Source organism: Micromonospora sp. CA-240977 (assembly GCF_050942285.1).
Classification (GTDB): Bacteria; Actinomycetota; Actinomycetes; order Mycobacteriales; family Micromonosporaceae; genus Micromonospora.
On sequence record NZ_CP192055.1, the window covers coordinates 3,283,736 to 3,305,606 of the forward strand.

A 21,871-nucleotide genomic window follows, 5' to 3' on the forward strand; every position below is an offset into this window, starting at 1 on the left:
GCCCGCTGACCTCACGCTGTTCGCTGAGCGCCCAGTCGAAGCTGCCAACGCGTGCCCGCACTGGTGAGCCGGACGACCGCCAACGGCTCCACGTCAAGATGCCGGTACGCCGCCATCGGCAGACCGAGGGCGTGCACGACCGCGACCCGGATCACCAGCGGGTGGGTGACCGCGATGATGCGTCGACCCGCGCCGCGCTGCTCGTCCAGCCAGCCCCCGACCCGATCCCGCACGGCCGTCACGGACTCACCACCGTGCGGCGCCGAGTCCGGCGCGGCAAACCATTCCCGCAGCGCCTGTAGGTGCGTGCCGGCGACCTCCTCAAGCGACCGTCCGGACCAGTCGCCGTAGTCACAGTCGGCCAACGCCGTCTCGATCGTCGGCACCAGGCCGAAGGTTTCGGCGGTCTGCCGGGCCGCGGCCGCCGGGCTGGACAGGCAGGTGTCGTGCACGCCGAGGTGCCCACGCCGGCCCGGATCTCCGTGGGCCTGAGCAAGAGCGGCACGCAGGCCACCCTCGTCCAGGCCGTCGTCGGGCGCGCCGAAGCGGGCCCGACGCAGGGCGGCGGTGTGACCATGGGCGACCAGCCGGAGGCTGGTGGGGGTCACGTGCCCGGCAGCGCGGTGGCGGTCCGGCGGCGCAGGTCGTGGTGCATCAGGGCCGCGAACAGCAGGCCGATCCCGGTCCAGAGCACCACCTGCGTGCCGAGCGAGGCCAGCCGGAAGTCCCACAGCAGGGCCGCCGGGAAGTCCTCCGGGACCTCCTGGAAGGAGGGCATCACCACGTAGGACACCACGGCGACCAGAAGGAACCCGCCGGTGGCCGCGGCGGCGCGCTGCCACGTCGGCGCCGTGCCGCCGACCGCCCGATAGCCGAGCGAGCCGGCCCACACCGCCACCAGGCCGAGCACCACCATCAGCAGGTAGGTGACGGTGCGCTGGTTGATGGTGGCCGGGTCGCCGACGGCCGGCGGGTTCGCCGGATACTTCAGGAACGGCACGATCACCGCGCCGAGCAGGGCCGCGCCGGCCAGCAGCAGGCCCGAGCGGCCGTCGTCGTAGGTCCGCCGCCGGCGGGACAGCAGCACGTACGCGGTGGCCAGCAGGCCACCCATCGCGGCGCCGAACAGGCTGGTGGCCAGAAACAGGCCGCCACGCTGACCGGTGCGGCTCACCAGGGCGTCCTCGTGGTCGTGCCCGCCGACCGCGGGCTCGGCGTGCGTCGCCGCCTCCTCGATCGCGATGGCCGCCTCGACGTGGGGTTCGCCGGCGACGTAGGCGAACGCCCCGGCGAGCAGGCCCGCGATCAGGCCGGCGAGCAGCCCGCGGACGAGGACGGTGACGAACGGGGGAGCGGTGGTGGACGTCAGTGGCACGGGACACCCAGCAGGTGCCGGCCGTCGTGCATCAGCTCGTGCAGGTACGTCCCGCTGCGCGAGACCGCTCCCTGATCGAAGGCGACGAGGTAGGCCAGCAGGCTGAGCAGTACGACGGTGGCCAGGACGGTCCACAGCAGACGGGTGGTGCCAGCGGGACGCACCAACGGCTGGCTGGACGTGGAAGCAGACATGAGATCACGAACCTCCCCGGGGATGACGCGTCCCCATCGCAAGGCTGCGGACGACCGAGCGTCCTGGCTCGCGGACCCGTTGAGGCTGGGACCGCTTACAGTGGCGCGACCGCGCCGGATTCACACCGGCTTCCCTCGCGTCGCCGCAGATAGTGGGTCGACGGTATCGGTGCCGCCGCAGGCGGTCAACCCGGCCCCACGGACGGGGTGTCGGCCTCGGGTGAGCGATAGTATCGACACAGCTAAATTCCAAAGATATGATGCTTGGTTGCGCCGAGGCACCCGTTCGGCGGCCCCACAGGCGTCCTGTTACCGCTAACATGGTCAAACTGCCGGATCGGTTTCGAAGCAACCGAGCCGACCCGGACATCTGACCAATGACTGTGCGGGTGGGGGAGAAGTACGTGAGCATGCCAGGACGTGTCCGATGACGACCACCGAGGCTGCGCCGGGCCAGGGCATCGTCGACGCGCACCACCATCTCTGGGTCCGGGCACGGCACCCGCAGCCCTGGATCGATCCGCACACCATGGCCGCGATCGACAGCGACTTCACCCCGCTCGATCTCGCCCCGGCGGCCCGGGCCGCCGGGGTCACCCAGACCGTCGTGGTGCAGTCCGTCGCCGTCCGGACGGAGACGCCCGAGCTGCTGGGCATCGCGGCCGACGACCCCCTCATCACCGGTGTCGTCGGTTGGGTCGACCTCACCGCCGACAACGTCGGCGACCGCCTCGACCGGCTCCGGGCGGCCCGCGGCGGAGAGCGGCTGGTGGGCATTCGCGACCTCGTCCAGTCCGAGCCCGATCCGGCGTACCTCGACCGGCCGGACATCCGGCGCGGCATCGCCGCGGTCGGCGCCGCCGGTCTCGCCTTCGACCTGCTGGTACGCGACCACCAACTGCCGGCGGCCACCCGGCTCGTCCGCGACCTGCCCGAGATGCGGTTCGTGCTGGACCACCTCGGCAAGCCCTCGCTCGGGCACGCCGGCCTCGGCGACTGGCCGCGCGACCTGCGGGCGCTCGCCGCCGAGCCCAACACGACGGCGAAGCTCTCCGGTCTGGTGACCGAGGTGGACGGCCCCTCGTGGACGGCGGCGGACCTTCGGCCCGCCGTCGAGCACGCGCTCGACGCGTTCGGCCCGGACCGGCTGATGTTCGGTTCGGACTGGCCGGTGTGTCTGCTCGCCTCCTCGTACGCGCGCTGGGTCGAGGTCCTCACCGAACTGCTGGACCCGTTGGGCGACGACGAGCGGGCGGCGATCTGGCGGCGGACGGCCCGCCGGGCGTACCGGCTGGACGCGGCGTGACCCCGCGGCCGCGCCGACCGGCGGGCCGCAGCGCGGGCCGGGCCGGTCGGCGGGCCGCAGGTTGTGCCAGTTTGATCAGACGTATGCCGCATCCGCACCGGGTAACGACGACAACATCCCCGTAAGACCTTGGCAACATGAGTCAATGCGTGGCAAGGTAACGCCTGATCGAGGGAAACATCCGACCTATCTCGACGGGTGCTGTGGGCACTAGCCCGCGTGCCCGGCCGAGGAGGCTCGGTGGCTCAGAGGTGGCCGGCTCGTCGGGATTCCCCCGTCGCGCGCCGGCGCCACGCTTGGGGAGGTCAGATCCGACGATGAGTACCGCCGAGGCATCCGTCGGCGCGCAGCGCGGCGAACTCAGCGACTGGTTCCGCGAACGGATCTCCCACGCCGTCTCCGAGTTGACCGCCGCGACCGCGCTCGTCGTCCTGTTCGTCGCGTTGACCTTCGCCAGCCCCTACTTCCTGACGGCGGACAACCTCTTCAACATCGGGGCGCAGACCGCGGTGATCGCCATCATCGCCACGGCGCAGACGATGGTCATCATCACGAAGGGCATCGACCTCTCCGTGGGGTCGGTCGCCGCGCTCGCCGGTGTCGCGGGGGCGATGGTCGTCCGCGACCTCGGCTTCCCGCTCTGGGCGGCGACGGTGGTCGCGATCGGTGTCGGCGCGCTGGCCGGCCTGCTGAACGGGCTGCTTGTGACAGTGGCCCGGATCCCGCCGTTCATCGCGACGCTGGGCACGATGTCCGTGGGCCGCGGTCTCGTCTTCATCATCACCGGCGCGGTCGGCGTCTACGGCCTGCCCCGCTCCTTCCAGTTGCTCGGCAACGGGCAGATCCTCGGCATTCCCTTCGCCGTGGTGATCACCGTCCTGGTCGCGGTCGGGGTCGCCTTCCTGCTCTCCCAGACCCGCTTCGGTCAGTACACCTACGCGATGGGCTCCAACCTGGAGGCGGCCCGCCGCTCCGGCGTCCGGGTGGGGCGCCACCTGACCGGGGTGTACGTGCTGGCGGGCGTGCTGGTCGGGCTGGGCGGCATGATCGCCGCCTCCCGGGTCAACTCCGGCCAGCCGAACTACGGGATCTCGCTGGAGCTCGATGTCATCGCCGCCGCGGTCATCGGCGGCGCCAGTCTCTTCGGTGGCCAGGGCCGGATCGTCGGCACCATCATCGGCGCGTTCCTCATCGCCCTGGTACGCAACGGCGCCGTGCTGCTCGACATCAGCATCCACTACCAGCAGGTGATCGTCGGCCTGATCATCTGGGCCGCCGTCTACTTCGACCAGTACCGCCGACGGCGGCTGGAATCACGGGGTTGACATGCCATTCCGAGACTCCGAACGAGAGAGGACACACACCATGGCGCACACCACCACCAGCCGGCGGACGCGACGGTCGATCCTGGGTGTACGGGCCGTTCTGGCCGCGGCCGCGGCGACCGCTCTGCTGAGCGCCTGCGGCGGGGTCGAGGTCCGCGACGGGGGCGACGGCGCGACGAAGGACGCGAGCGGCCCGTTGAAGCTCGCCGTCGTGCCGAAGGCCGTCGGCGCCGACTACTGGAACACCGTGAAGGCGGGCGCGGAGTGCGCCGCGCAGCGCGCGGGGGACGTCACCGTGCAGTGGGACGGGGTGACCACCGAGACCGATGTCGAGGGCCAGGTCAACCTGATCCAGAACTTCGTCACCAAGAAGGTCGACGGCATCGTGTACGCGGCGACCGACTCCAGTGCGCTGGCGCCGGCGACCGACAAGGCACTCAGTGCCAACATCCCGGTCGCCATGATCGACTCTGGCACCAGCCCGCAGCCGTCGAGCGTGCCGCTCTTCGCCACCGACAACAAGGCGTCGGCCACCGAGGCGGCGAAGCTGCTCGCCACCGAACTCGGCCCCGGCAACCACGAGGTGGCGCTTGTCGAGTTCCAGCCCGGATCGCAGACAAACACCGAGCGGGTCGACGGCTTCAAGGCCGGCCTCGCCCAGTACCCCAACCTGAAGCTGGTCGGCCAACAGCCGAGCAAGAGCGACGTCAACGAGGCGCGACGGGTCACCGAGAACATCCTCACCGCCAACCCCAACCTGAAGGGTGTCTTCGCGGCAAACGAGCCGAGCGTGCTCGGCGCCGCGCAGGCCATCCAGGCGGCCGGGAAGTCCGGCAAGGTTGTCATCATCGGGTGGGACGCGGCCCCGGACGAGATCGCCGGAGTGCGCAGCGGCCAGATCTCCGCGCTGGTCGTGCAGAACCCGTTCAAGATGGGCTACTTCGGCGTCGACAAGATGGTGAAGCACCTGCGGGACAAGGCGCCGCTGGCGTCCGCCGACACCGGCGTCACGTTCGTCACCAAGGAGAACATCGACTCCGCGGAGATCAAGGCGGTGCTCGAGCCGAGTTGCGCCAACCCGCCGGTGCAGTGATGGGCACGACTCCGACGGCCACCGCCGACAGCGACCAGAAACCGACCGCCGACGAACCGCCGGTCCTCGAAGCCCGTGGCATCGTCAAGCGGTTCGGGCACGTCGAGGCGTTGCGCGGCGCCGACTTCACGGTCCACCGTGGTGAGGTGGTCGCGCTGATCGGCGACAACGGCGCCGGTAAGAGCACCCTGATCAAGACGCTGTCCGGTGTGCACCCGCCCGACGAGGGCGAGATCCGGGTGGACGGTCGTCCCGTCCAGTTCTCCACGCCGGTCGACGCCCGGCGCGCGGGGGTGGAGACCGTCTACCAGGACCTCGCCGTCGCCGACGACCTGAGCGTGGCCGCCAACCTGTATCTCGGTCGGGAGATCCTGCGCTCGGGGCCGCTCGGCCGGCTGGGGTTGCTCGACAAGCGCGCCATGCGGCAGGGCGCCGCCGCGGCCCTCGACGAGCTGGGGGTGCGGATCTCCCGGGTCACCACCCCGATCGCGATGTTGTCCGGTGGGCAGCGCCAGTGCGTCGCGGTGGCCCGGGCCATCATCTGGGCGACCAATGTGGTCATCCTCGACGAGCCGACCGCGGCGCTCGGTGTCGTCCAGACCGGCCGGGTGCTCGACGTGGTCCGGCGGGCCCGCGACGCCGGCATGTCGGTGGTGTTGGTGAGCCACAACATGCCGCAGGTGCTCGAGATCGCCGACCGGGTCGAGGTGCTGCGGCTCGGCCGGCGGGCGGCCCGACTGCGCGCGGACGAGGTCACCACCGACGACCTGGTCGCGGCGATGACCGGGAGCACCAGCGGAGAGCGGGACGAACGCTGACATCGTCGACCGGGGCGCGCGCGATCACGTGATCGAAAGCGCGCCCCGGAGCCGTCGGTGGGTGCGAAGCGGGCCGTCGGACGCCGGGCCGGGACGGGCGCTCAGAACCGTGTCGGCTCGACGTTGGCGTCACCGTCGTCGGGTTGCCCGTGCAGCGATTCCTCCACCCCGATCAGGTGGTTGGCCATCCGGATCCGGGCGCGCTCCGGGTCCCGGGCCACGAGGGCCTTCAGGATCGCGACGTGCTCGTCGTGGGTACGCCGGTCCGCGCCCTCCTCGTGCAGGCTCCGCCAGAGCCGCCCGCGCAGGGTGCGCCCGGCGAACGCCTCGATCAGACCCACGAGCACCGGATTGCCGGCGTGCACCGCGATGATCCGGTGGAACGCGATGTCGATCTCCATGATCCGTTCGTGTTCCTGCGGCGACCGACCGGCGATCCGAGCCGCCTCGTCGAGGAGCACCCCCGCCTGGGCGAGGGCCTCGTCGGTGATCCTGGTCGCCGCCAGGCGGGCGGCCTCGCACTCCAGCAGCCGCCGGACGATGTGGACGTGCCGCGGGTCGCCCTGGCCCTGGAAGTCGACAACGAAGCCCATCGGGGCCAGCAGTTGCGGCGCGTCGAGGTTGGTGACGTAGGTGCCGTCACCCTGGCGGATGTTGACGATGCCGAGGATCGACAGCGCCGACATCCCCTCGCGCAGCGAACCCCGTGAGACGCCGAGCGACTCGGCGAGGTCCTTCTCGATGGGCAGTCGGTCCCCGGGCTTGAAGTGCCCTTCGAGGATCATCCGCTTGATGCCGTTCACCACCTCGTCGGTGCGCGACATGACAACCCCCTAGCGGCCGGCGGGGGTGGCCGTCCCACCCGCGATCACGTACGGCTCCGAAACTGACACCGTAGTCGTGTCTGTCGCCGCCCAGTAGTGGCCGTCCGGAAAGCGGTAGAGCTCGACCGACTCGGGGCGCATCCGCGTGGAGTAGCCGGGCTGGCGCGGCAGGACGTAACCGCTGCCCGAACCGGTGTCCTGGATGATGCACGGGTCGGTGAAGTGTTCGTGCAGGTGGTCGACGAACTCGGTGACCCGGTTGGTGAGATCCCCCGAGATCGCGACGTAGTCGAGCACCGACACGTGTTGGACCATCTCACACAGCCCGACACCACCGGCGTGGGGGCACACGGGGATGTCGAACTTCGCGGCGAGCAGCAGCACTGCGACGATCTCGTTGATGCTGGCCAGCCTGCCGGTGTCCAACTGGCAGAAGTCGATGGCCTCGGCCTGGAACAACTGCTTGAACATCACCCGGTTGTGGCAGTGCTCGCCGGTGGCGACCCCGATCGGCGCGACGGCCCGGCGGACGGCGGCGTGGCCCAGGATGTCGTCGGGGCTGGTCGGCTCCTCGATCCACAGTGGCTCGAACTGGGCGAGCGCCTTCACCCACTCGATGGCCTGGCCGACGTCCCACACCTGGTTGGCGTCGATCATCAGGTTGCGGTCCGGGCCGAGGATCTCCCGGGCGATGCCGCACCGGCGGATGTCGTCCTCGAGGTTGGCGCCCACCTTGAGCTTCACGTAGCCGTAGCCGCTGTCCACCGCCTCCTGGCACAGCCGGCGCAGCTTGTCGTCGCCGTAGCCGAGCCAGCCGGCCGAGGTGGTGTAGGCGGGGTAGCCGGTCTTCTCGAGCTCGGCGAGGCGGGCGGCCTTCGTGCTCTCCTTGGCGCGCAGGATGGCAAGTGCCTCGTCCCGGGTCAGCGCGTCGGACAGGTAGCGCAGGTCCGCGATGTCGACGAGTTGCTCGGGGGACATGTCGACGAGCAGCCGCCACACCGGCTTGCCGGCGACCCGGGCGACGAGGTCCCACGAGGCGTTCAGCACGGCGGCCAGCGACAGGTGCACGACGCCCTTCTCCGGGCCGAGCCACCGCAGCTGGGAGTCGGAGGTGAGCATGCGGTAGACCGCACCCATGTCCGCCGCCATGGTCGCGACGTCCACACCCACGAGGCGCTGTGCCTGGTGGACGGCCGCCGCGACGACGATGTCGTTGCCTCGGCCGATGGTGAAGGTCAGACCGTGGCCCGTGAGCGGCGCACCGGTGCTGTCGACGCCGTCGGTGTGCAGGACGACGTAGGCCGCCGAGTAGTCGCCGTCCTTGTTCATGGCGTCGGAGCCGTCAGCGGTCAGGGAGGTGGGGAAGCGGACGTCCTCGACGGTGACGGCGGTGATCTGCGGCATGCGCTCCTCGCCCGGCTAGGCTAAAGATCAGATGATCTCAGGGAGTATACGGAGGGCCAATCCGACGCGTCAACGACGTCGATCGCCCAGGAATCGAAGACATCGAATGTTTTTTTCGTGGTACGGATTCGTCAGCGGGTCGTCCTCCCGACCGGCAGGCCCGGCCCGCCGGACCGACCGCGTTGTTGGCAGGATTCGTCGCGCTGGTAGGCGCCCTAACGGCGCGGCGGCTCCTCCTCGGCTCGTGGGCTGCTGAGGCGTTCCCGGCCCGATCGGGACGACGGCGCGGGGGCGGAGAGCGGCCCGGAAGATTGGATGTCCACTCCGCATAGTCGCATTGACGGCCGGATATGGGTAGGGGTCTTTACATCTAGAGACTTAATACATCACACCTTTCCGAATGTCGACACCCGCTCGCCTGCCGCGTCCCGCGCGGGCGTCGACCCGCCGCGCGTTCGCGCGGATCGGCCTCGTTGGCGAAGCCGGTGACGACCGTCACGGCGCCGCCGCCGACACGCCCGGGACCGACATGTGGGGTGTGACAACGGCAGCGTCCCTATATATGGTGTCGAACGCAGCTGGTTCGGCCGCTCAGCCCGAGCGGTCGAGGCAAGAGGGAACCCGGTGTGAATCCGGGACTGTCCCGCAGCGGTGAGTGGGAACGACCGCCGTCATCAGCACTGGGCCACGAATCGGTCTGGGAAGCGACGGTCAGTAGGAGACCGGCCAACCCGGTCGTGCCCGCGAGTCCGAAGACCTGCCAGCGCGCCGCGTACCCGCACCCGGGTGGGCGGCGGTCCGAGGCCGCGTGGGACGGCTGACGCCATCTGACCCACGCCGTGCCGGCGTGGCGTCCGCCGGTGTCTGTCTCCACGCGTCCGAGGGGCCATCAGGTCTCGAACTCGCGAGGAGTGAGTGGTGACAGTCACCGAGGTAGTCCCGGCCGGCGGAGACGCGGCCGTGCGGCGGACGCCGATGCAGGTCCGCAAGCGCAACGGCACTACCGAATCCGTGGAACTGAACAAGATCGTCCGGGCGGTCGAGCGGTGGGCCGACGACCTGACCGACGTCGACCCGATGCGCGTCGCCACCCGCACGATCAGCGGCCTGTACGACGGGGCGACGACGGCCGAGCTGGACCGGCTCTCCATCCAGACCGCGGCCGAGATGATCGGTGAGGAACCGCAGTACTCCCGCCTCGCCGCCCGGCTGCTGTCCGGCTACGTCGACAAGGAGGTGCGTCGGCAGGGCGTCACGTCGTTCAGCGCGGCGATCCGGCTCGGCCACGCCGAGGGTCTGATCGGCGACGACACCGCGGCGTTCGTGGCCGCACACGCCCCGCTGCTCGACGACGCCGTCGACCCCGACGGCGACCGGCGATTCGAGTACTTCGGCCTGCGCACTGTGTACGACAGGTACCTGCTGCGCCACCCCACCACCCGGGCGGTGCTGGAGACCCCGCAGTACTGGCTGTTGCGGGTGGCCTGCGGGCTGTCCCAGACGCCGGACGAGGCGGTCGGCTTCTACCGGCTGATGTCCAGCCTGGCCTATCTGCCCAGCTCACCGACGCTGTTCAACTCGGGCACCCGACACACCCAGATGTCCTCCTGCTACCTGGTCGACTCCCCGCGTGACGAGTTGGACTCCATTTACCAGCGGTACGCCCAGGTCGCCAACCTGTCCAAGTTCGCCGGCGGCATCGGCATCGCGTACTCGCGGGTCCGGTCCCGGGGCGCGCTGATCCGCGGCACCAACGGGCAGTCCAACGGGATCGTGCCGTGGCTGCGCACGCTGGACGCGAGCGTCGCCGCGGTCAACCAGGGCGGCCGGCGCAAGGGCGCGGCCTGCGTCTACCTGGAGCCGTGGCACCCGGACGTCGAGGAGTTCCTGCAACTGCGGGACAACACCGGCGAGGACGCCCGGCGCACCCACAACCTGAACCTGGCCAACTGGATCCCGGACGAGTTCATGCGCCGGGTCGAGGCCGACGAGATGTGGTCGCTGTTCGACCCGCACGAGGTGCCCGAGCTGCCCGACCTGTGGGGCGAGCGGTTCGACGCCGCGTACCGGGAGGCCGAGGCGCAGGGCCGGCACGTGCGGCAGGTCCCGGCGCGGGAGCTGTACGGGAAGATGATGCGCACCCTCGCCCAGACCGGCAACGGGTGGATGACCTTCAAGGACGCCGCGAACCGGCTGTGCAACCAGACCGCCGAGGACGGCAACGTGGTGCACCTGTCCAACCTGTGCACCGAGATCATCGAGGTGTCCAGTGACGCCGAGACCGCAGTGTGCAACCTCGGCTCGGTGAACCTCGCCGCCCACCTCACCGACGGCGGCATCGACTGGGAGCGGCTGCGCGCCACGGTCCGTACCGCCGTCACCTTCCTCGACCGGGTCATCGACATCAACTACTACCCGACCGCGCAGGCGGCGGCCAGCAACCCGCGCTGGCGGCCGGTCGGGCTCGGGCTGATGGGTCTGCAGGACGTCTTCTTCGCGCTGCGGCTGCCGTTCGACTCCCCGGCCGCCCGGGAGCTGTCCACCCGGATCAGCGAGGAGCTGTACCTGACCGCGCTGGAGACCTCCGCCGACCTGGCGCGTGACTTCGGCGCGCACCCGGCGTACGGGCAGACCCGCGCCGCGCGCGGCCAGTTGCAGCCCGACCTGTGGGGTGTCCAGGGCACGCAGACGGCCCGGTGGGACGCGCTGCGGCGACGGGTCGCGGCGGACGGGCTGCGCAACTCGCTGCTGGTGGCGGTCGCCCCGACCGCCACCATCGCCTCGATCGCCGGCTGCTACGAGTGCATCGAGCCGCAGGTGTCGAACCTCTTCAAGCGCGAGACCCTGTCGGGGGAGTTCCTCCAGGTCAACACCGCCCTGGTCCGCGAGCTGAAGGCCCGTGGCCTGTGGACCGACCGGATCCGGTCGGCGATCAAGCGGGCGGAGGGGTCGGTGCAGGACATCGCCGAGCTGCCGGCCGGCGTCCGCGAGTTGTTCCGCACCGCCTGGGAGCTGCCGCAGCGCGCCCTGATCGACCTGGCCGCCGCCCGCGCCCCGTTCATCGACCAGTCCCAGTCGCTGAACCTGTTCCTGGCCGCGCCGACAATCGGCAAGCTCTCGTCGATGTACCTGTACGCCTGGAAGGCCGGGCTGAAGTCCACCTACTACCTGCGCTCCCGCCCCGCCACGCGGATCCAGCAGGCCACCGTCGCGGTCGTCGCCCCGGTGCCGGCCGACGCGGAGGCGCTGGCCTGCTCGCTGGAGAACCCCGAGTCGTGCGAGGCCTGCCAGTGACCGTCGCCGACCCCACCACCCCAGACACGAGGACCACGCACATGCTGCTCGACCCCGGGATGGACCTCACCCTCCGCCCGATGCGCTACCCGCACTTCTTCGACAGGTTCCGCGACGCCATCCGCAACACCTGGACCGTCGAGGAGGTGGACCTGCACGCCGACCTCGCGGACCTGGACAAGCTGTCCCCGGCCGAGCGGCACCTGGTCAGCCGCCTGGTGGCGTTCTTCGCCACCGGCGACACCATCGTCGCCAACAACCTGGTGCTCAACCTCTACCAGCACGTCAACAGCCCCGAGGGTCGCCTCTACCTGTCCCGGCAGCTGTTCGAGGAGGCAGTGCACGTCCAGTTCTATCTGAACCTGCTCGACACGTACGTGCCGGACGAGACCGAGCGGTTCGCCGCCTTCGCGGCCATCGAGAACATCCCCTCGATCCGCCGCAAGGCCGAGTTCTGCTTCCGCTGGATCGACTCGTTGAACGACCTGCGGGAGCTGCGGACCCGGGACGACCGGCGGATGTTCCTGCTCAACCTGATCTGCTTCGCCGCCTGCATCGAGGGGCTGTTCTTCTACGGCGCGTTCGCGTACGTCTACTTCCTGCGCTCCCGTGGCCTGCTGCACGGTCTCGCCTCCGGCACCAACTGGGTGTTCCGCGACGAGTCGATGCACATGGCGTTCGCGTTCGACGTCGTCGACACCGTCCGCGCCGAGGAGCCGGACCTGTTCGACGACGCCCTCGCCGACCAGGTGCGGCAGATGCTCGCCGAGGCCGTCGAATGTGAGGTGCAGTTCGCTGAGGACCTGGTGGGCCACGGGGTGCCCGGCCTGACGCTCGCCGACATGCGGGAGTATCTCCAGCACGTCGCCGACCGCCGCCTGGCCCAGCTCGGCATCGCCCCGCACTACGGGTCGAGCAACCCGTTCGCCTTCATGGAGTTGCAGGACGTGCAGGAGCTGTCCAACTTCTTCGAGCGGCGCGTCTCGGCGTACCAGGTCGGGGTGGCCGGCACTGTCGCCTTCGACGACGACTTCTAGGCGGCGACCGATCCGGGGGCCCGGCGTCGCTTGGTGAGCCACCGCATGACGTGCAGGGGGTGCGACGCCGGGTCCGGGATCGGGTGGAAGACGTGTTCCACCTCGCCGTCGGCGATGATCAGGGTCAACCGCTCGTAGAGCGTCATGTCCCCCGCGGTGCGGGTCGGCAGCCGCAGGGCGGCGGCCAGGGTCAGCCGCGGGTCGGGGATCAGCGGGTAGGGCAGCCGCAGCCGGTGGACGAGTTCCCGCTGGTACCCGGTCGACTGTGCGGACAGGCCGTACACCCGGGCCGCGCCGGCCGCGCGGAGTTCCGCGTGGTGGTCGCGGAACCAGGCCGCCTGCTCGGTGCTGCCCCGGGCGCCGTGGACCTCCAGCAGCCCGTTGGGCAGGTCGACGCCCGGCCGCCCGGTCAGGGGGTAGACGAAGATGACGCTGCGCCCGGCGCCGAGCGCGCCGAGGTCGACCGGGTGGCCGTCGGTGCCGTAGAAGGACAGCGGCGGCAGGCTGGTCCCGACCAGCGCGGCGGGGTCGACGCCGACCGCCGCGCCGCCGGGGACGACCTGGGTCGCGGCGGCGTCGAGGCGCGCGTCCAGCGCGTTCCGCTGGGCGGTCAACCTGCCGATCCGTTCCTGGAGGTTGGTGATGGTGCTGCGGTATGTGGCCACCGCCGCCGCGCACACGTCGGTGTCGTCGGCGCCACCGGCGATCGACTCGACGAACGGGCGGGTCTCCTCGACGGTGAGGCCGAGCGCCATCAGCTCACGGATCTGGGCCACCAACCGCACCGCGATCGGGTCGTACTCGCGATAGCCGTTGCCCAGCCGTCGCGGCACGACCAACCCGGCCGACTCGTAGTACCGCAAGGCCCGGACCGTCGTCCCGGTCCGTCGTGCCAGCTCACCCACCCGCATCCCGCGACCCTAAACCCGCACCCCGGGGTACGGGTCAACGTGTCCATCGTCGCGGTGCCAGGACCGCCGTTTCCTGCCAGTCTGGCTGCGAAAAGGCATCGTGAGCAGGGAGTGTGTGATGACGGCAATCAGCCGGGTACGGGGTCGGCAGATCCTCGACAGCAGGGGCAACCCGACGGTGGAGGCCGACGTGGTGCTCACTGACGGGTCGACCGGGCGGGCGGCCGTCCCCTCCGGGGCGTCGACGGGGGCGAACGAGGCGGTCGAGCTGCGCGACGGGGACCCCACGCGGTTCCACGGCAGCGGCGTCACGACGGCGGTCGCCGCCGTGAACGGTGCGATCGCCGACGCGGTGGTCGGGCTCGACGCGGAGGACCAGGCGCTGATCGACGAGACGATGATCGCGCTCGACGGTACGAAGGACAAGGGTCGACTGGGCGCCAACGCGATCCTCGCGGTGTCCCTGGCGGCGGCCAAGGCGGCGGCGTTGGCGCACCGGCAGCCGCTCTACCGCTACGTCGGTGGGGTGGGCGCCCGGCTGCTGCCGGTGCCGATGATGAACATCATCAACGGCGGCGCGCACGCCGACAACCCGCTGGACTTCCAGGAGTTCATGGTCGCTCCGGTCGGGGCGCGGACGTTCGCCGAGGCGGTCCGGATGGGCTCGGAGGTCTTCCACACCCTGCGGGCGTCCCTGGCGGCGGCCGGGCACAGCACCAACGTCGGTGACGAGGGCGGATTCGCGCCGAACGTCACTGATGCCGACGAGGCGCTGCGTTTCGTCCTGCGCGCCATCGAGGACGCCGGCTACGAGCCCGGCACCGACCTGACGATCTGCCTCGATCCGGCCAGCTCGGAGTTCTTCCGCGACGGCGTCTACGACTACGTCGGCGAGGGGCGGCGGCGCGGCGTCGAGGAGCACGTCGACTACCTGCTCGACCTGGTCTCCCGGTACCCGATCAGCTCGGTCGAGGACCCGATGGCCGAGGACGACATCGCCGGGTGGAAGCGGCTGACCGGGCTGGCGGGGGAGCGGGTGCAGCTGGTCGGCGACGACGTCTTCTGCACCGACGTCGACCGGCTGCGCGACGGGATCGAGGGCGGTTACGCCAACGCGATCCTGGTCAAGGTCAACCAGATCGGCACGCTCACCGAGACCCTCGCGACGGTGGACGCCGCCCACAAGGCGGGCTACCGGGTGGTGATGTCGCACCGCTCCGGCGAGACCGAGGACACCACAATCGCCGACCTGGCGGTGGGCGTCGGCTGCGGCCAGATCAAGACCGGCTCGCTGTCGCGCGCGGACCGCACGGCCAAGTACAACCAGCTCGTCCGCATCGAGGAGGAGCTCGGCGACCGCGCCGTCTACGCCGGGCGTCGTTGAGGGCGCGACTTCGCCCTGCCGGCTCGGCACCGCCCCCGCACCGCGGGTCGCACCACCCGTCCGCCGTGCTGGTAGGACGTCAAGGAGTGGGCCGGCCGCTGGTGCCGTAACTCCGCGCCGGTTGCGCGACGACCTCCAAATCCCTATAACTGGGGGTTCACTTCCGTCGATCTGACGGGTTCTCAACGGGGGTTTCATGAAGAGAAGGTCAGTTCTCGCTGCCGGCGTGCTCGGCGTGGCGCTGGTTGTCAGCGCCGCGCCGGCACCTGCCCAGGCCGCCGACCTCCTGCAGGTCAACCGCGCCTACAGCTCCAACCTGGAACCGGGCCGGTTGTTCGTCTCCATCACCTCGACGCAGCCGGTCGCCGACATTCGCGCCGAGCTCGTCACCGAGGACACCGGGGCTCCGGTCGCCGAAACCTCGGACTTCGTGCTCCTGTCGACAGACCCGGACGCGACCATCTGGGCAACCTCGGCTCCCCTGATCCTCGACGAGCTTGGTGACTACGAGGTGCACGTCGAGGTCACCGACGTTGCGGGCAACCACGTACGGCAGGAGCGAGCCGGTTCGCTGCTTTACCGGGTCACCACCTTCCTGGAGGGTGTCACAGTCGACCGCACAAGCGTCGACTACGACCACCGCGACGTGACCGTGCGCGGCGTGCTCAAGGGCCGGTGGCCCGGCACGGGCGAGGTTCGCCCGCTCGCCGACTTTCCCGTGGAGATCAACGCGGCGTACAACTTTCCCCCGGTGCAGACGGCGGCCGACGGCTCGTTCGAGGGCACCGTCACCGTGTACGCCTACGGCCCGAAGACGGAAGTTCTGGTGGGATACGCGGGCTCGTCCGGCGGGTTCGACTATGAGCGGTCCGCGGAGGTCCGATTCGAGCTACCGGTCGTGCCGCGCAAGACGCGGGTCACCGCGACGGTGAACCGCACCCGGGTCGTCGCGGGCGAGACCGTCCGGGTCAGCGGCCGGCTGTCCTGGCTCACCTCGTCCGGGTGGGCGCCGCTGCCCAACCAGGTCTTCGCGGTCCTGTTCGTCCTCTGCGACGACAACGGCTGCTACAACCAGTATGGACCCGTGAACACCGATGCCCGGGGGCGCTTCGCACTCGACCTGGCGCCCTCCCAGACGGGATACCTGCACGCCAGCTACTGGCCGAACGACCCCTTTATCGGCGAGAGCGTGACCCAAACGCAGGTTGTCACGGTGGTTCCCGCCGGCGCACGGCGGTAGCGCGGCGAGGGCCTCCCGCCAGCTACGGTGATCGGAAGGCGGTCGACCCGGTCGACTTCCGATCACCGCTGGTGCGCGGCGGCGCGGGTGGTCGTCTCGGCCGGCGTGGCCAGGCAGTGGTTTCTGGCCGTGAGTAGCGGCGGCCGGCGTCGTCGAGGCAGCGACCCCGGCCAGAGAGGAACGCGTGATGACCGAGCTGACCGTGCGACCCATGACCGACGCCGACGCCGACCGGGTCCTGGCCATCTACCAGGCCGGCCTCGACGCCGGCAACGCCAGCTTCGAGGTCACCGCGCCGACCTGGGCGGCGTTCGACGCCGCGCGCCTGGCCGCGCACCGGTTCGTGGCCGTCGACCGCCTCGGCGCGGTCCTCGGCTGGGTCGCGGTCTCGCCGACCTCGACCCGGGAGGTGTACGCCGGGGTGGTCGAACACTCCGTCTACGTGGACCCGGCCGCCCAGGGCCGTGGGGTCGCCCGGCTGCTGCTGGACGCTCTGATCACCTCGACCGAGGCGGCCGGCATCTGGACGATCCAGTCCGGGGTCTTCCCGGAGAACGCGGCAAGCCTGGCGCTGCACGAGCGGGCCGGGTTCCGGGTGGTCGGCGTACGCGAACGGGTTGGTCGCCACCACGGCCGCTGGCGTGACGTGGTACTGCTGGAACGGCGTAGCTCTGTCTGAGCGCTGGCGAGGTCGTGCCCGGCGCGGGCGCGAAAAGCGCTCCCGGAGCGGGACGCGCGACAGCTCGCGCGGTCGGACGTTTCTCCCGGCGGTCGGGCGGACCGCGTCCCCGGTCAGCTGGTGCCGTCACCGTCGGCTGGCGCAGGCCACGCACGTTCGCGCCGATGGGCGGGCGGCGAGGCGTTCGGCGGGAATCGGGCGGCCACAGCCTTCGCACACGCCGTAGCTGCCGTCGTCCACCCGGAGCAACGCGATGTCCAACTCGGCCAGCCGTCGGCGGGTGACGTCCAGAACGGCGGTGAGCTGCGCGCGTTCGAAGGCGATGGTGCTGCCCTCGGGGTCGTGTTCGTCGTCGGCGTTGGACGACCGGGACGCCTCGAAGAGGCTCCGCAGGTCGCCGTTCAAGGCGGTGGCTTGAGCCTCGGTCTGCTCGCGAAGCCGCAGCAACTCCTCACGGACCGCGCTGGAATCCCTGTTCATGGCCTTTCCCACCGTACTGGGGGATGACTGCGGTCACATCTCTGGCATTCCGAGACGACTGGTCATATCGTTTGGGTGTCAGCCAGCCGAAGCCCGACCGGAAGGAGCGCCACGCCATGCCACGACCGAAGTCGCCGGGCTCCGCCGGGACGCGGCAACGGCTGTCCGACGCGGCGTTGGACCTGTTTCACCTGCGCGGCTACAACGGCACGAGCGTCCAGGACATCGTCGCCGCCGCCGGAGCACCAAAGGGCACCTTCTACAACCACTTCGCCAGCAAGGAGGACCTCGCCCTCGACTCGGTGGCGAGATATTCCGCGGCGATGGGGTTGGAAATGCTCGACGAGAAGCAGGGCGGCTCGCCGCGCGAGCGGATCGTCAACCACCTCCGCCGCATCACCGGCCTCGGCGACACCATGGGAGACCGGGGTTGCCTGCTCGGCAACTTCGCCAACGAGATCCCGGCGCACAGCGACGTCCTACGCGCCGCCGTCGACGCCGGCTTCGGCCGGTGGGTCGCCGCTCTCACCGTGGCGATCGATCAGGCACGCGCCGCCGACGAGTTGCACGGCGACGAACCGGCCCGCGAACTCGCCGGCTTCGTGGTCTCCGGCTACGAGGGGGCGGCAGCGCGGGCGAAGGCTTCCGGAAACCCGGATGCCCTCCGGGAGTTCTTCACGATCACCACGACGCGGATCCTCACCTGATCCCTGTGGATCACCAGCCGTGACGAGGGGCGTTGCTCCCTGATGTCGCAGTTTTTGCAAGTTATAAGACGACCGGTCGTACGCCTTCGACCGGCAGACCCATCACCCGCACTGAGGAGTCGGACATGAGCACGTACCTGATCAACCACCTGCGTATCCCCGGCGGCGTGCCCACCGAGGAGTCCCTGCGGTACCTGGAGCAGGTCCAGGCCACCACCGAGGCGTATGGCGCCAAGTGGCTCGCCGTCGATGCCGAGGTGCAGGTCATCGAGGGCGCCTGGCCCGGTTCGGTCGTGCTGATCGAGTTCCCGGACGCGGCGACCGCGAAGGCCTGGTACAACTCGCCCGAGTACCAGGCGATCCTGTCGCTGCGTACCGCACACACCATCAATGACCTGATCCTGGTGGACTCGGTCGGCCCGGAGTTCACGGTGGCCGGCTACGCGCAGCAGATCCGGACCCTGCTCGGCCAGTGACGTGCTGGACCTCGGCCCCCGCGTACGAAACGCCGTACGCGGGGGCGCGCCTACATGAAGTTGCGGGTGTGCAGGGCCGAGAGCGCGGCGGCCTCGTCGGGCCGGAAACCCAGCCGGACCAGCCGGCGCTGGCGGCCCTGATCCATCGCGTGTTGCAGGGCCTGCACCCGGTCGTAGCCGGCGGACACGTCGTCCGGGCGCCAGCCCCCCGACGCGAGCACCACCAGCGCGTCGAAGACATCTGCATTGAGGCCGGCGGTGTCGGCGAGCGCGTCGTGGCGACTGTGGACGGCCGCCCGCAGTCGATCCCGCAGTGCCGGGTCGAGCTGTGCCTGATGCTCCAGGTGCGCCATGCCGAACAGCACGTGCCGGCGCTCGTCCTGCATGGCGAGCCAGCAGATCCGGCGCGTCACCGGGTCCGGCGCGAACTGGTGCAGGAACGAGAGTAGATCGACGAAGCTGCCCTCCCCGAGCACGGAGAGCAGAAACGAGGCGAGCGCGAAGTCGGACTCCGTGACGAGCGTGAAGAGCGACTGCCGGCCGCCGGCCGACGACGTGCCCAGCTCGGCGCCCCGCAGCAGCGCCCGCCGGCTGAACACCTCCATGTGCCGCGCCTCGTCGGCCACCTGCACGGCGAGGAGCTGCACCACCTCCCGGAAGTGCGGGTGGATGCGCCCCAGGAACCGGGCCGGAACGACGAGCGCGGCTTGCTCGTTCTCCACCAGGTAGGTCATCACCTGCACCACGGCCGCCTCGACGTCGGCCGGCAGCACCACCGGGTCGTCCCACGGCACAGCGGTCTGCGGATCCCACTGTCGCGCGGCGGCCTGCGCGTACAACTGGGGAGCGACATCGGCCCACACCAGGTCGCGATCGTCGAGGTCGAACCGGGCCTCGGGACCACCGGCCTCGAACAGCGCGCCCCGGGCGCCGAGCCCCCACCGCGCCGGTGGGCGGCTGCTCAGCGCCGACGGCAGCGCGGAACCGGCTCGTTCGGCGCCGAACCACCTGTCGTCGTCCGCGGTGCCCCGGACGACCACCGCCACCAGCTCGCTCCGGTCGCCCCGCCCCGGCCATTCGACCCGATGACCCCGGCCCCGGCACCAGGCGGGCAGGTGTACGGGCAACGCCGGGTCACGGCCGAGGACCGCCACGCGACCTCCGGGTGGCAGGCCGGCCAGGGCGCGTTGCACAAGCAGGTGCGCTCCCCGGCCGAAGCCCAGGTCACCGAGGTGGACCTCGACGTCGGCGGCCGGCGCCCCGCTCACGGCCGGTAGTCCGCGGCCGTCACCCGCCCGTCGGGGGAGTAGAACCCGCTGACGTCGACCGCCCTGGCGAGCACTGTGTACCCGGTGGTGCGGCCCTCCTTCCAGGCCGTCAGCCCCTCCAGGTCGAGCAGCGGACGCACCTGCGGATCGGCGTACGACATGCCGAGCAGCAGCGTGCCGAAGAGCTGGACCCCGGCGGACTCCGGCTCGCGGACCGTCATCGTGCAGTGGTCGTAGCGCGCGGTCTGCCCGACGATCCGGGTGCCCTCGGGCGGCAGCGTGCCCTCCCGCACGAACGCCAGGTGATTGGCGTCGATCATGCAGGCGGCGTCGACCTCCCCGCTCAGCATGGCGCGGGCCGCGTCGCGCTCCCCGCCGACGTGGTCGCCGTGCAGGCCGACACCGACGTCGAACCGACGCACGTCGACCTCGACGCCGGCGGTCGCGAGGTGATCCAGCGGGATCAGCGTCGCCTGTGGACTGTCCACCGCACCGACGGCGACCCTCTTCCCGGCAAGATCCGCTATCTGTCGCACCGGTGAGTCGGCGCGCACCACCACGACCGAGGTGAGGTCCTGGTCGGTGTCGCGCATGGTCAGCGCGCGCACGACGGTGCCGCTGGCTGCCGCCAACCGTTCGGCCCGCAGCCAGGCCAGGGGCGAGTTCCATGCCGCGTCGATCCGCCCGGCGACGAGATCCTCGACCTGTCGCTCGTAGTGCGAGTAGAGGACGAAGTCGAAGTCCAGGCCCCGGCCGCGCAGCCAGGCCCGGAAACCCGCCCAGATGGTCACCACCTTGGGGTCGTACGCGACAGCGCCCATCAGGACGGCTGGCGCCGGCATCAGCGGTTGGCCGAGTCGAAGAGCGGCAGCCCGGTGGCGACCCGACCGACGAAGTCGAGCAGGGCGTCGGTGGTCGGCGCCATCACCCGGGCCGCCCGCGCGTCGCGGAACCGGCGCTCGAGGCCCAACTCCCTGCGGAACGCGCTGCCGCCGCAGAGCTGCATCGCGCCGTCGGTCACGTCCGCGACGGTCTCGCCGGCGAGCGCCTTGACCTGCAACACCCGCAGCATCGCGTCGTCGCGGCCGGTCTCCAGCGCGGTGAGGGTGTCGCCCAGGAAAGCCCGCAGGGCATCGGTGCGGATCATCAGTCGGGCCAGGTCGCGTCGGGTGACGGGCGCGTCGCGCAGGGCGGCGCCGGTGTGCGTGAGCGTCGTCCCGGTGAGATGCCGACCGGCCTCCGCGACCGCGCTGCCGGAAAGCCCCAGGCAGAACGCGGCGTTGAGCACCAGGAACCAGGGGAGGACCGCCGCGAGCGCGGTGTCGAGCCCGGCGCCGTCGGCCGCCATCATCGCCGTCGACGGGACCCGGAGCCCGTCGGCGGTCATCGGCCGGGAACCGTTGCCGCGTAGGCCGAGCCCGTCGAAATCACCTGTCACGGTCAGACCGGTGCTGTCGGCGGGCACGAGCCAGAGCGTCATCGGACCGGCGTCGCGGGACACCGGGAGGCTCGACCAGACGTAGCTGTTTGCCTCCCCGGCCGAGGTGACCCAGCTCTTGCGGGCGTCGAGGCGGACAGTGCCGTCGCCGGTGGTGCTCGCTGTGCCGGTCGGCGACCAGAAGTGGCTGCGCGAGCCGTACTCGGAGAAGGCCAACGTGGCGAGATGGCCGCCGGTGGCGATGGCCGCGCGGACCTCGCGCGGGCCGTGCGCCTCGATGACGGCGGTCGCCGCGTAGTGCATGAGCACCACCATCGCGGTGGACCCACACTCGGCGGCCAGCCGCTCGACGACCCCGGCGACCACGCGCATGCCGTGGCCGCCGCCACCGACCTCGGTCGAGGAGGCCAGACCGAGCAGACCGGCCGCGGCGAGGGCGTCGACACCCGGTCGCGGGAAGGCCCCCTCCCTGTCGACAATGGTCGCCTGCGGGCGGATCACCTCGTCGATGACGGTGCCGAGCGGATCTGCCACGTCGGCGTCGGAGTGGACGCTGTCGACGCTTGTCGTCATGGCGGTGCCCTTCGGCCGAAGCGGTGGGACCGCCGTCGACACTAT

General features: G+C 70.8%; 21 protein-coding genes and 2 riboswitches. Of the genes, 11 read left to right on the plus strand and 10 right to left on the minus strand.

The window, feature by feature from the left end:
- Positions 1-11: 11 nt before the first annotated feature.
- The 3 genes from ACQPWW_RS14950 to ACQPWW_RS14960 are packed head-to-tail and all read right to left on the minus strand — an operon-like array spanning position 12 to position 1,569.
- Entirely contained in the window at positions 12-608 is a 597-nt protein-coding gene (locus ACQPWW_RS14950; protein ID WP_433133114.1) for a histidine phosphatase family protein, read from the minus strand.
- Positions 605-1,375, minus strand: coding sequence for a CbtA family protein (locus tag ACQPWW_RS14955; protein ID WP_433133116.1), 771 nt, complete (start codon positions 1,373-1,375; stop codon positions 605-607). The genes ACQPWW_RS14950 and ACQPWW_RS14955 overlap by 4 nt, the downstream gene beginning before the upstream one ends.
- Positions 1,366-1,569 (minus strand): CbtB domain-containing protein, encoded by a 204-nt coding sequence (locus ACQPWW_RS14960; protein ID WP_433133118.1) that lies wholly within the window; start codon positions 1,567-1,569, stop codon positions 1,366-1,368. The genes ACQPWW_RS14955 and ACQPWW_RS14960 overlap by 10 nt, the downstream gene beginning before the upstream one ends.
- A gap of 35 nt (positions 1,570-1,604) precedes the next feature.
- Positions 1,605-1,746: riboswitch (cobalamin riboswitch) on the minus strand.
- 250 nt (positions 1,747-1,996) lie between these two features.
- Here ACQPWW_RS14960 and ACQPWW_RS14965 point away from each other — a divergent pair.
- The 4 genes from ACQPWW_RS14965 (at position 1,997) to ACQPWW_RS14980 (ending at position 6,111) form a co-directional block, all read left to right on the plus strand.
- Entirely contained in the window at positions 1,997-2,875 is an 879-nt protein-coding gene (locus tag ACQPWW_RS14965; RefSeq protein ID WP_433133120.1) for an amidohydrolase family protein, read from the plus strand.
- 317 nt (positions 2,876-3,192) lie between these two features.
- Positions 3,193-4,200: an ABC transporter permease gene (locus ACQPWW_RS14970; protein WP_433133122.1), complete on the plus strand. Its 1,008-nt coding sequence runs from the start codon at positions 3,193-3,195 to the stop codon at positions 4,198-4,200.
- Positions 4,201-4,240: 40 nt separating this feature from the next.
- Positions 4,241-5,293 carry an ABC transporter substrate-binding protein gene (locus ACQPWW_RS14975; RefSeq protein ID WP_433133124.1) on the plus strand — a complete coding sequence of 351 codons (1,053 nt, stop codon included), beginning with the start codon at positions 4,241-4,243 and terminating at the stop codon, positions 5,291-5,293.
- The gene (locus tag ACQPWW_RS14980) at positions 5,293-6,111 is read left to right on the plus strand and encodes an ATP-binding cassette domain-containing protein (protein WP_433133126.1); all 819 of its coding nucleotides are present in this window, start codon (positions 5,293-5,295) and stop codon (positions 6,109-6,111) included. Before ACQPWW_RS14975 ends, ACQPWW_RS14980 begins: the two co-directional genes overlap by 1 nt.
- A gap of 101 nt (positions 6,112-6,212) precedes the next feature.
- Here ACQPWW_RS14980 and ACQPWW_RS14985 read toward each other — a convergent pair whose 3' ends face one another.
- Both ACQPWW_RS14985 and ACQPWW_RS14990 read right to left on the minus strand, forming a co-directional pair.
- Complete coding sequence (locus tag ACQPWW_RS14985) at positions 6,213-6,935, minus strand: FadR/GntR family transcriptional regulator (protein WP_433133128.1); 723 nt, start codon at positions 6,933-6,935, stop codon at positions 6,213-6,215.
- Between the two features lie 9 nt (positions 6,936-6,944).
- Positions 6,945-8,339, minus strand: coding sequence for an L-fuconate dehydratase (locus ACQPWW_RS14990; protein ID WP_433133130.1), 1,395 nt, complete (start codon positions 8,337-8,339; stop codon positions 6,945-6,947).
- A 562-nt stretch (positions 8,340-8,901) separates the two neighbouring features.
- Positions 8,902-9,118: riboswitch (cobalamin riboswitch) on the plus strand.
- Between the two features lie 196 nt (positions 9,119-9,314).
- On the opposite strand from ACQPWW_RS14990, the gene ACQPWW_RS14995 reads away from it, so the two are divergent.
- The gene (locus ACQPWW_RS14995; RefSeq protein WP_433134355.1) at positions 9,315-11,633 is read left to right on the plus strand and encodes a ribonucleoside-diphosphate reductase subunit alpha; all 2,319 of its coding nucleotides are present in this window, start codon (positions 9,315-9,317) and stop codon (positions 11,631-11,633) included.
- Positions 11,634-11,674: 41 nt separating this feature from the next.
- Positions 11,675-12,670: a ribonucleotide-diphosphate reductase subunit beta gene (locus ACQPWW_RS15000; RefSeq protein ID WP_433133132.1), complete on the plus strand. Its 996-nt coding sequence runs from the start codon at positions 11,675-11,677 to the stop codon at positions 12,668-12,670.
- Here ACQPWW_RS15000 and ACQPWW_RS15005 read toward each other — a convergent pair.
- Positions 12,667-13,581, minus strand: coding sequence for a MerR family transcriptional regulator (locus tag ACQPWW_RS15005; protein ID WP_433133134.1), 915 nt, complete (start codon positions 13,579-13,581; stop codon positions 12,667-12,669). The genes ACQPWW_RS15000 and ACQPWW_RS15005 overlap by 4 nt on opposite strands.
- A 118-nt stretch (positions 13,582-13,699) precedes the next feature.
- Here ACQPWW_RS15005 and eno point away from each other — a divergent pair, with 118 nt between their 5' ends.
- From eno to ACQPWW_RS15020, 3 genes are all read left to right on the plus strand, one after another.
- The gene (gene eno, locus ACQPWW_RS15010; protein ID WP_433133136.1) at positions 13,700-14,965 is read left to right on the plus strand and encodes a phosphopyruvate hydratase; all 1,266 of its coding nucleotides are present in this window, start codon (positions 13,700-13,702) and stop codon (positions 14,963-14,965) included.
- 196 nt (positions 14,966-15,161) lie between these two features.
- Positions 15,162-16,205, plus strand: a complete 1,044-nt coding sequence (locus tag ACQPWW_RS15015; RefSeq protein ID WP_433133138.1) for a hypothetical protein — start codon at positions 15,162-15,164, stop codon at positions 16,203-16,205.
- Positions 16,206-16,392: 187 nt separating this feature from the next.
- Positions 16,393-16,884: an N-acetyltransferase family protein gene (locus ACQPWW_RS15020; RefSeq protein WP_433133140.1), complete on the plus strand. Its 492-nt coding sequence runs from the start codon at positions 16,393-16,395 to the stop codon at positions 16,882-16,884.
- A gap of 126 nt (positions 16,885-17,010) precedes the next feature.
- Here ACQPWW_RS15020 and ACQPWW_RS15025 read toward each other — a convergent pair whose 3' ends face one another.
- Positions 17,011-17,364, minus strand: a complete 354-nt coding sequence (locus tag ACQPWW_RS15025; protein ID WP_433133142.1) for a TraR/DksA family transcriptional regulator — start codon at positions 17,362-17,364, stop codon at positions 17,011-17,013.
- 116 nt (positions 17,365-17,480) lie between these two features.
- On the opposite strand from ACQPWW_RS15025, the gene ACQPWW_RS15030 reads away from it, so the two are divergent.
- Positions 17,481-18,071, plus strand: a complete 591-nt coding sequence (locus ACQPWW_RS15030; protein ID WP_433133144.1) for a TetR/AcrR family transcriptional regulator — start codon at positions 17,481-17,483, stop codon at positions 18,069-18,071.
- A gap of 125 nt (positions 18,072-18,196) precedes the next feature.
- Positions 18,197-18,547: a DUF1330 domain-containing protein gene (locus tag ACQPWW_RS15035; RefSeq protein WP_433133146.1), complete on the plus strand. Its 351-nt coding sequence runs from the start codon at positions 18,197-18,199 to the stop codon at positions 18,545-18,547.
- Positions 18,548-18,597: 50 nt separating this feature from the next.
- Here ACQPWW_RS15035 and ACQPWW_RS15040 read toward each other — a convergent pair whose 3' ends face one another.
- The 3 genes from ACQPWW_RS15040 to ACQPWW_RS15050 are packed head-to-tail and all read right to left on the minus strand — an operon-like array spanning position 18,598 to position 21,826.
- Positions 18,598-19,815: a ferritin-like domain-containing protein gene (locus ACQPWW_RS15040; RefSeq protein ID WP_433133148.1), complete on the minus strand. Its 1,218-nt coding sequence runs from the start codon at positions 19,813-19,815 to the stop codon at positions 18,598-18,600.
- The gene (locus ACQPWW_RS15045) at positions 19,812-20,657 is read right to left on the minus strand and encodes a phosphate/phosphite/phosphonate ABC transporter substrate-binding protein (RefSeq protein ID WP_433133150.1); all 846 of its coding nucleotides are present in this window, start codon (positions 20,655-20,657) and stop codon (positions 19,812-19,814) included. Before ACQPWW_RS15045 ends, ACQPWW_RS15040 begins: the two co-directional genes overlap by 4 nt.
- On the minus strand, positions 20,657-21,826 hold the full coding sequence (locus tag ACQPWW_RS15050; protein ID WP_433133152.1) for an acyl-CoA dehydrogenase family protein: 1,170 nt from the start codon (positions 21,824-21,826) through the stop codon (positions 20,657-20,659). The genes ACQPWW_RS15045 and ACQPWW_RS15050 overlap by 1 nt, the downstream gene beginning before the upstream one ends.
- Positions 21,827-21,871: the final 45 nt, after the last annotated feature.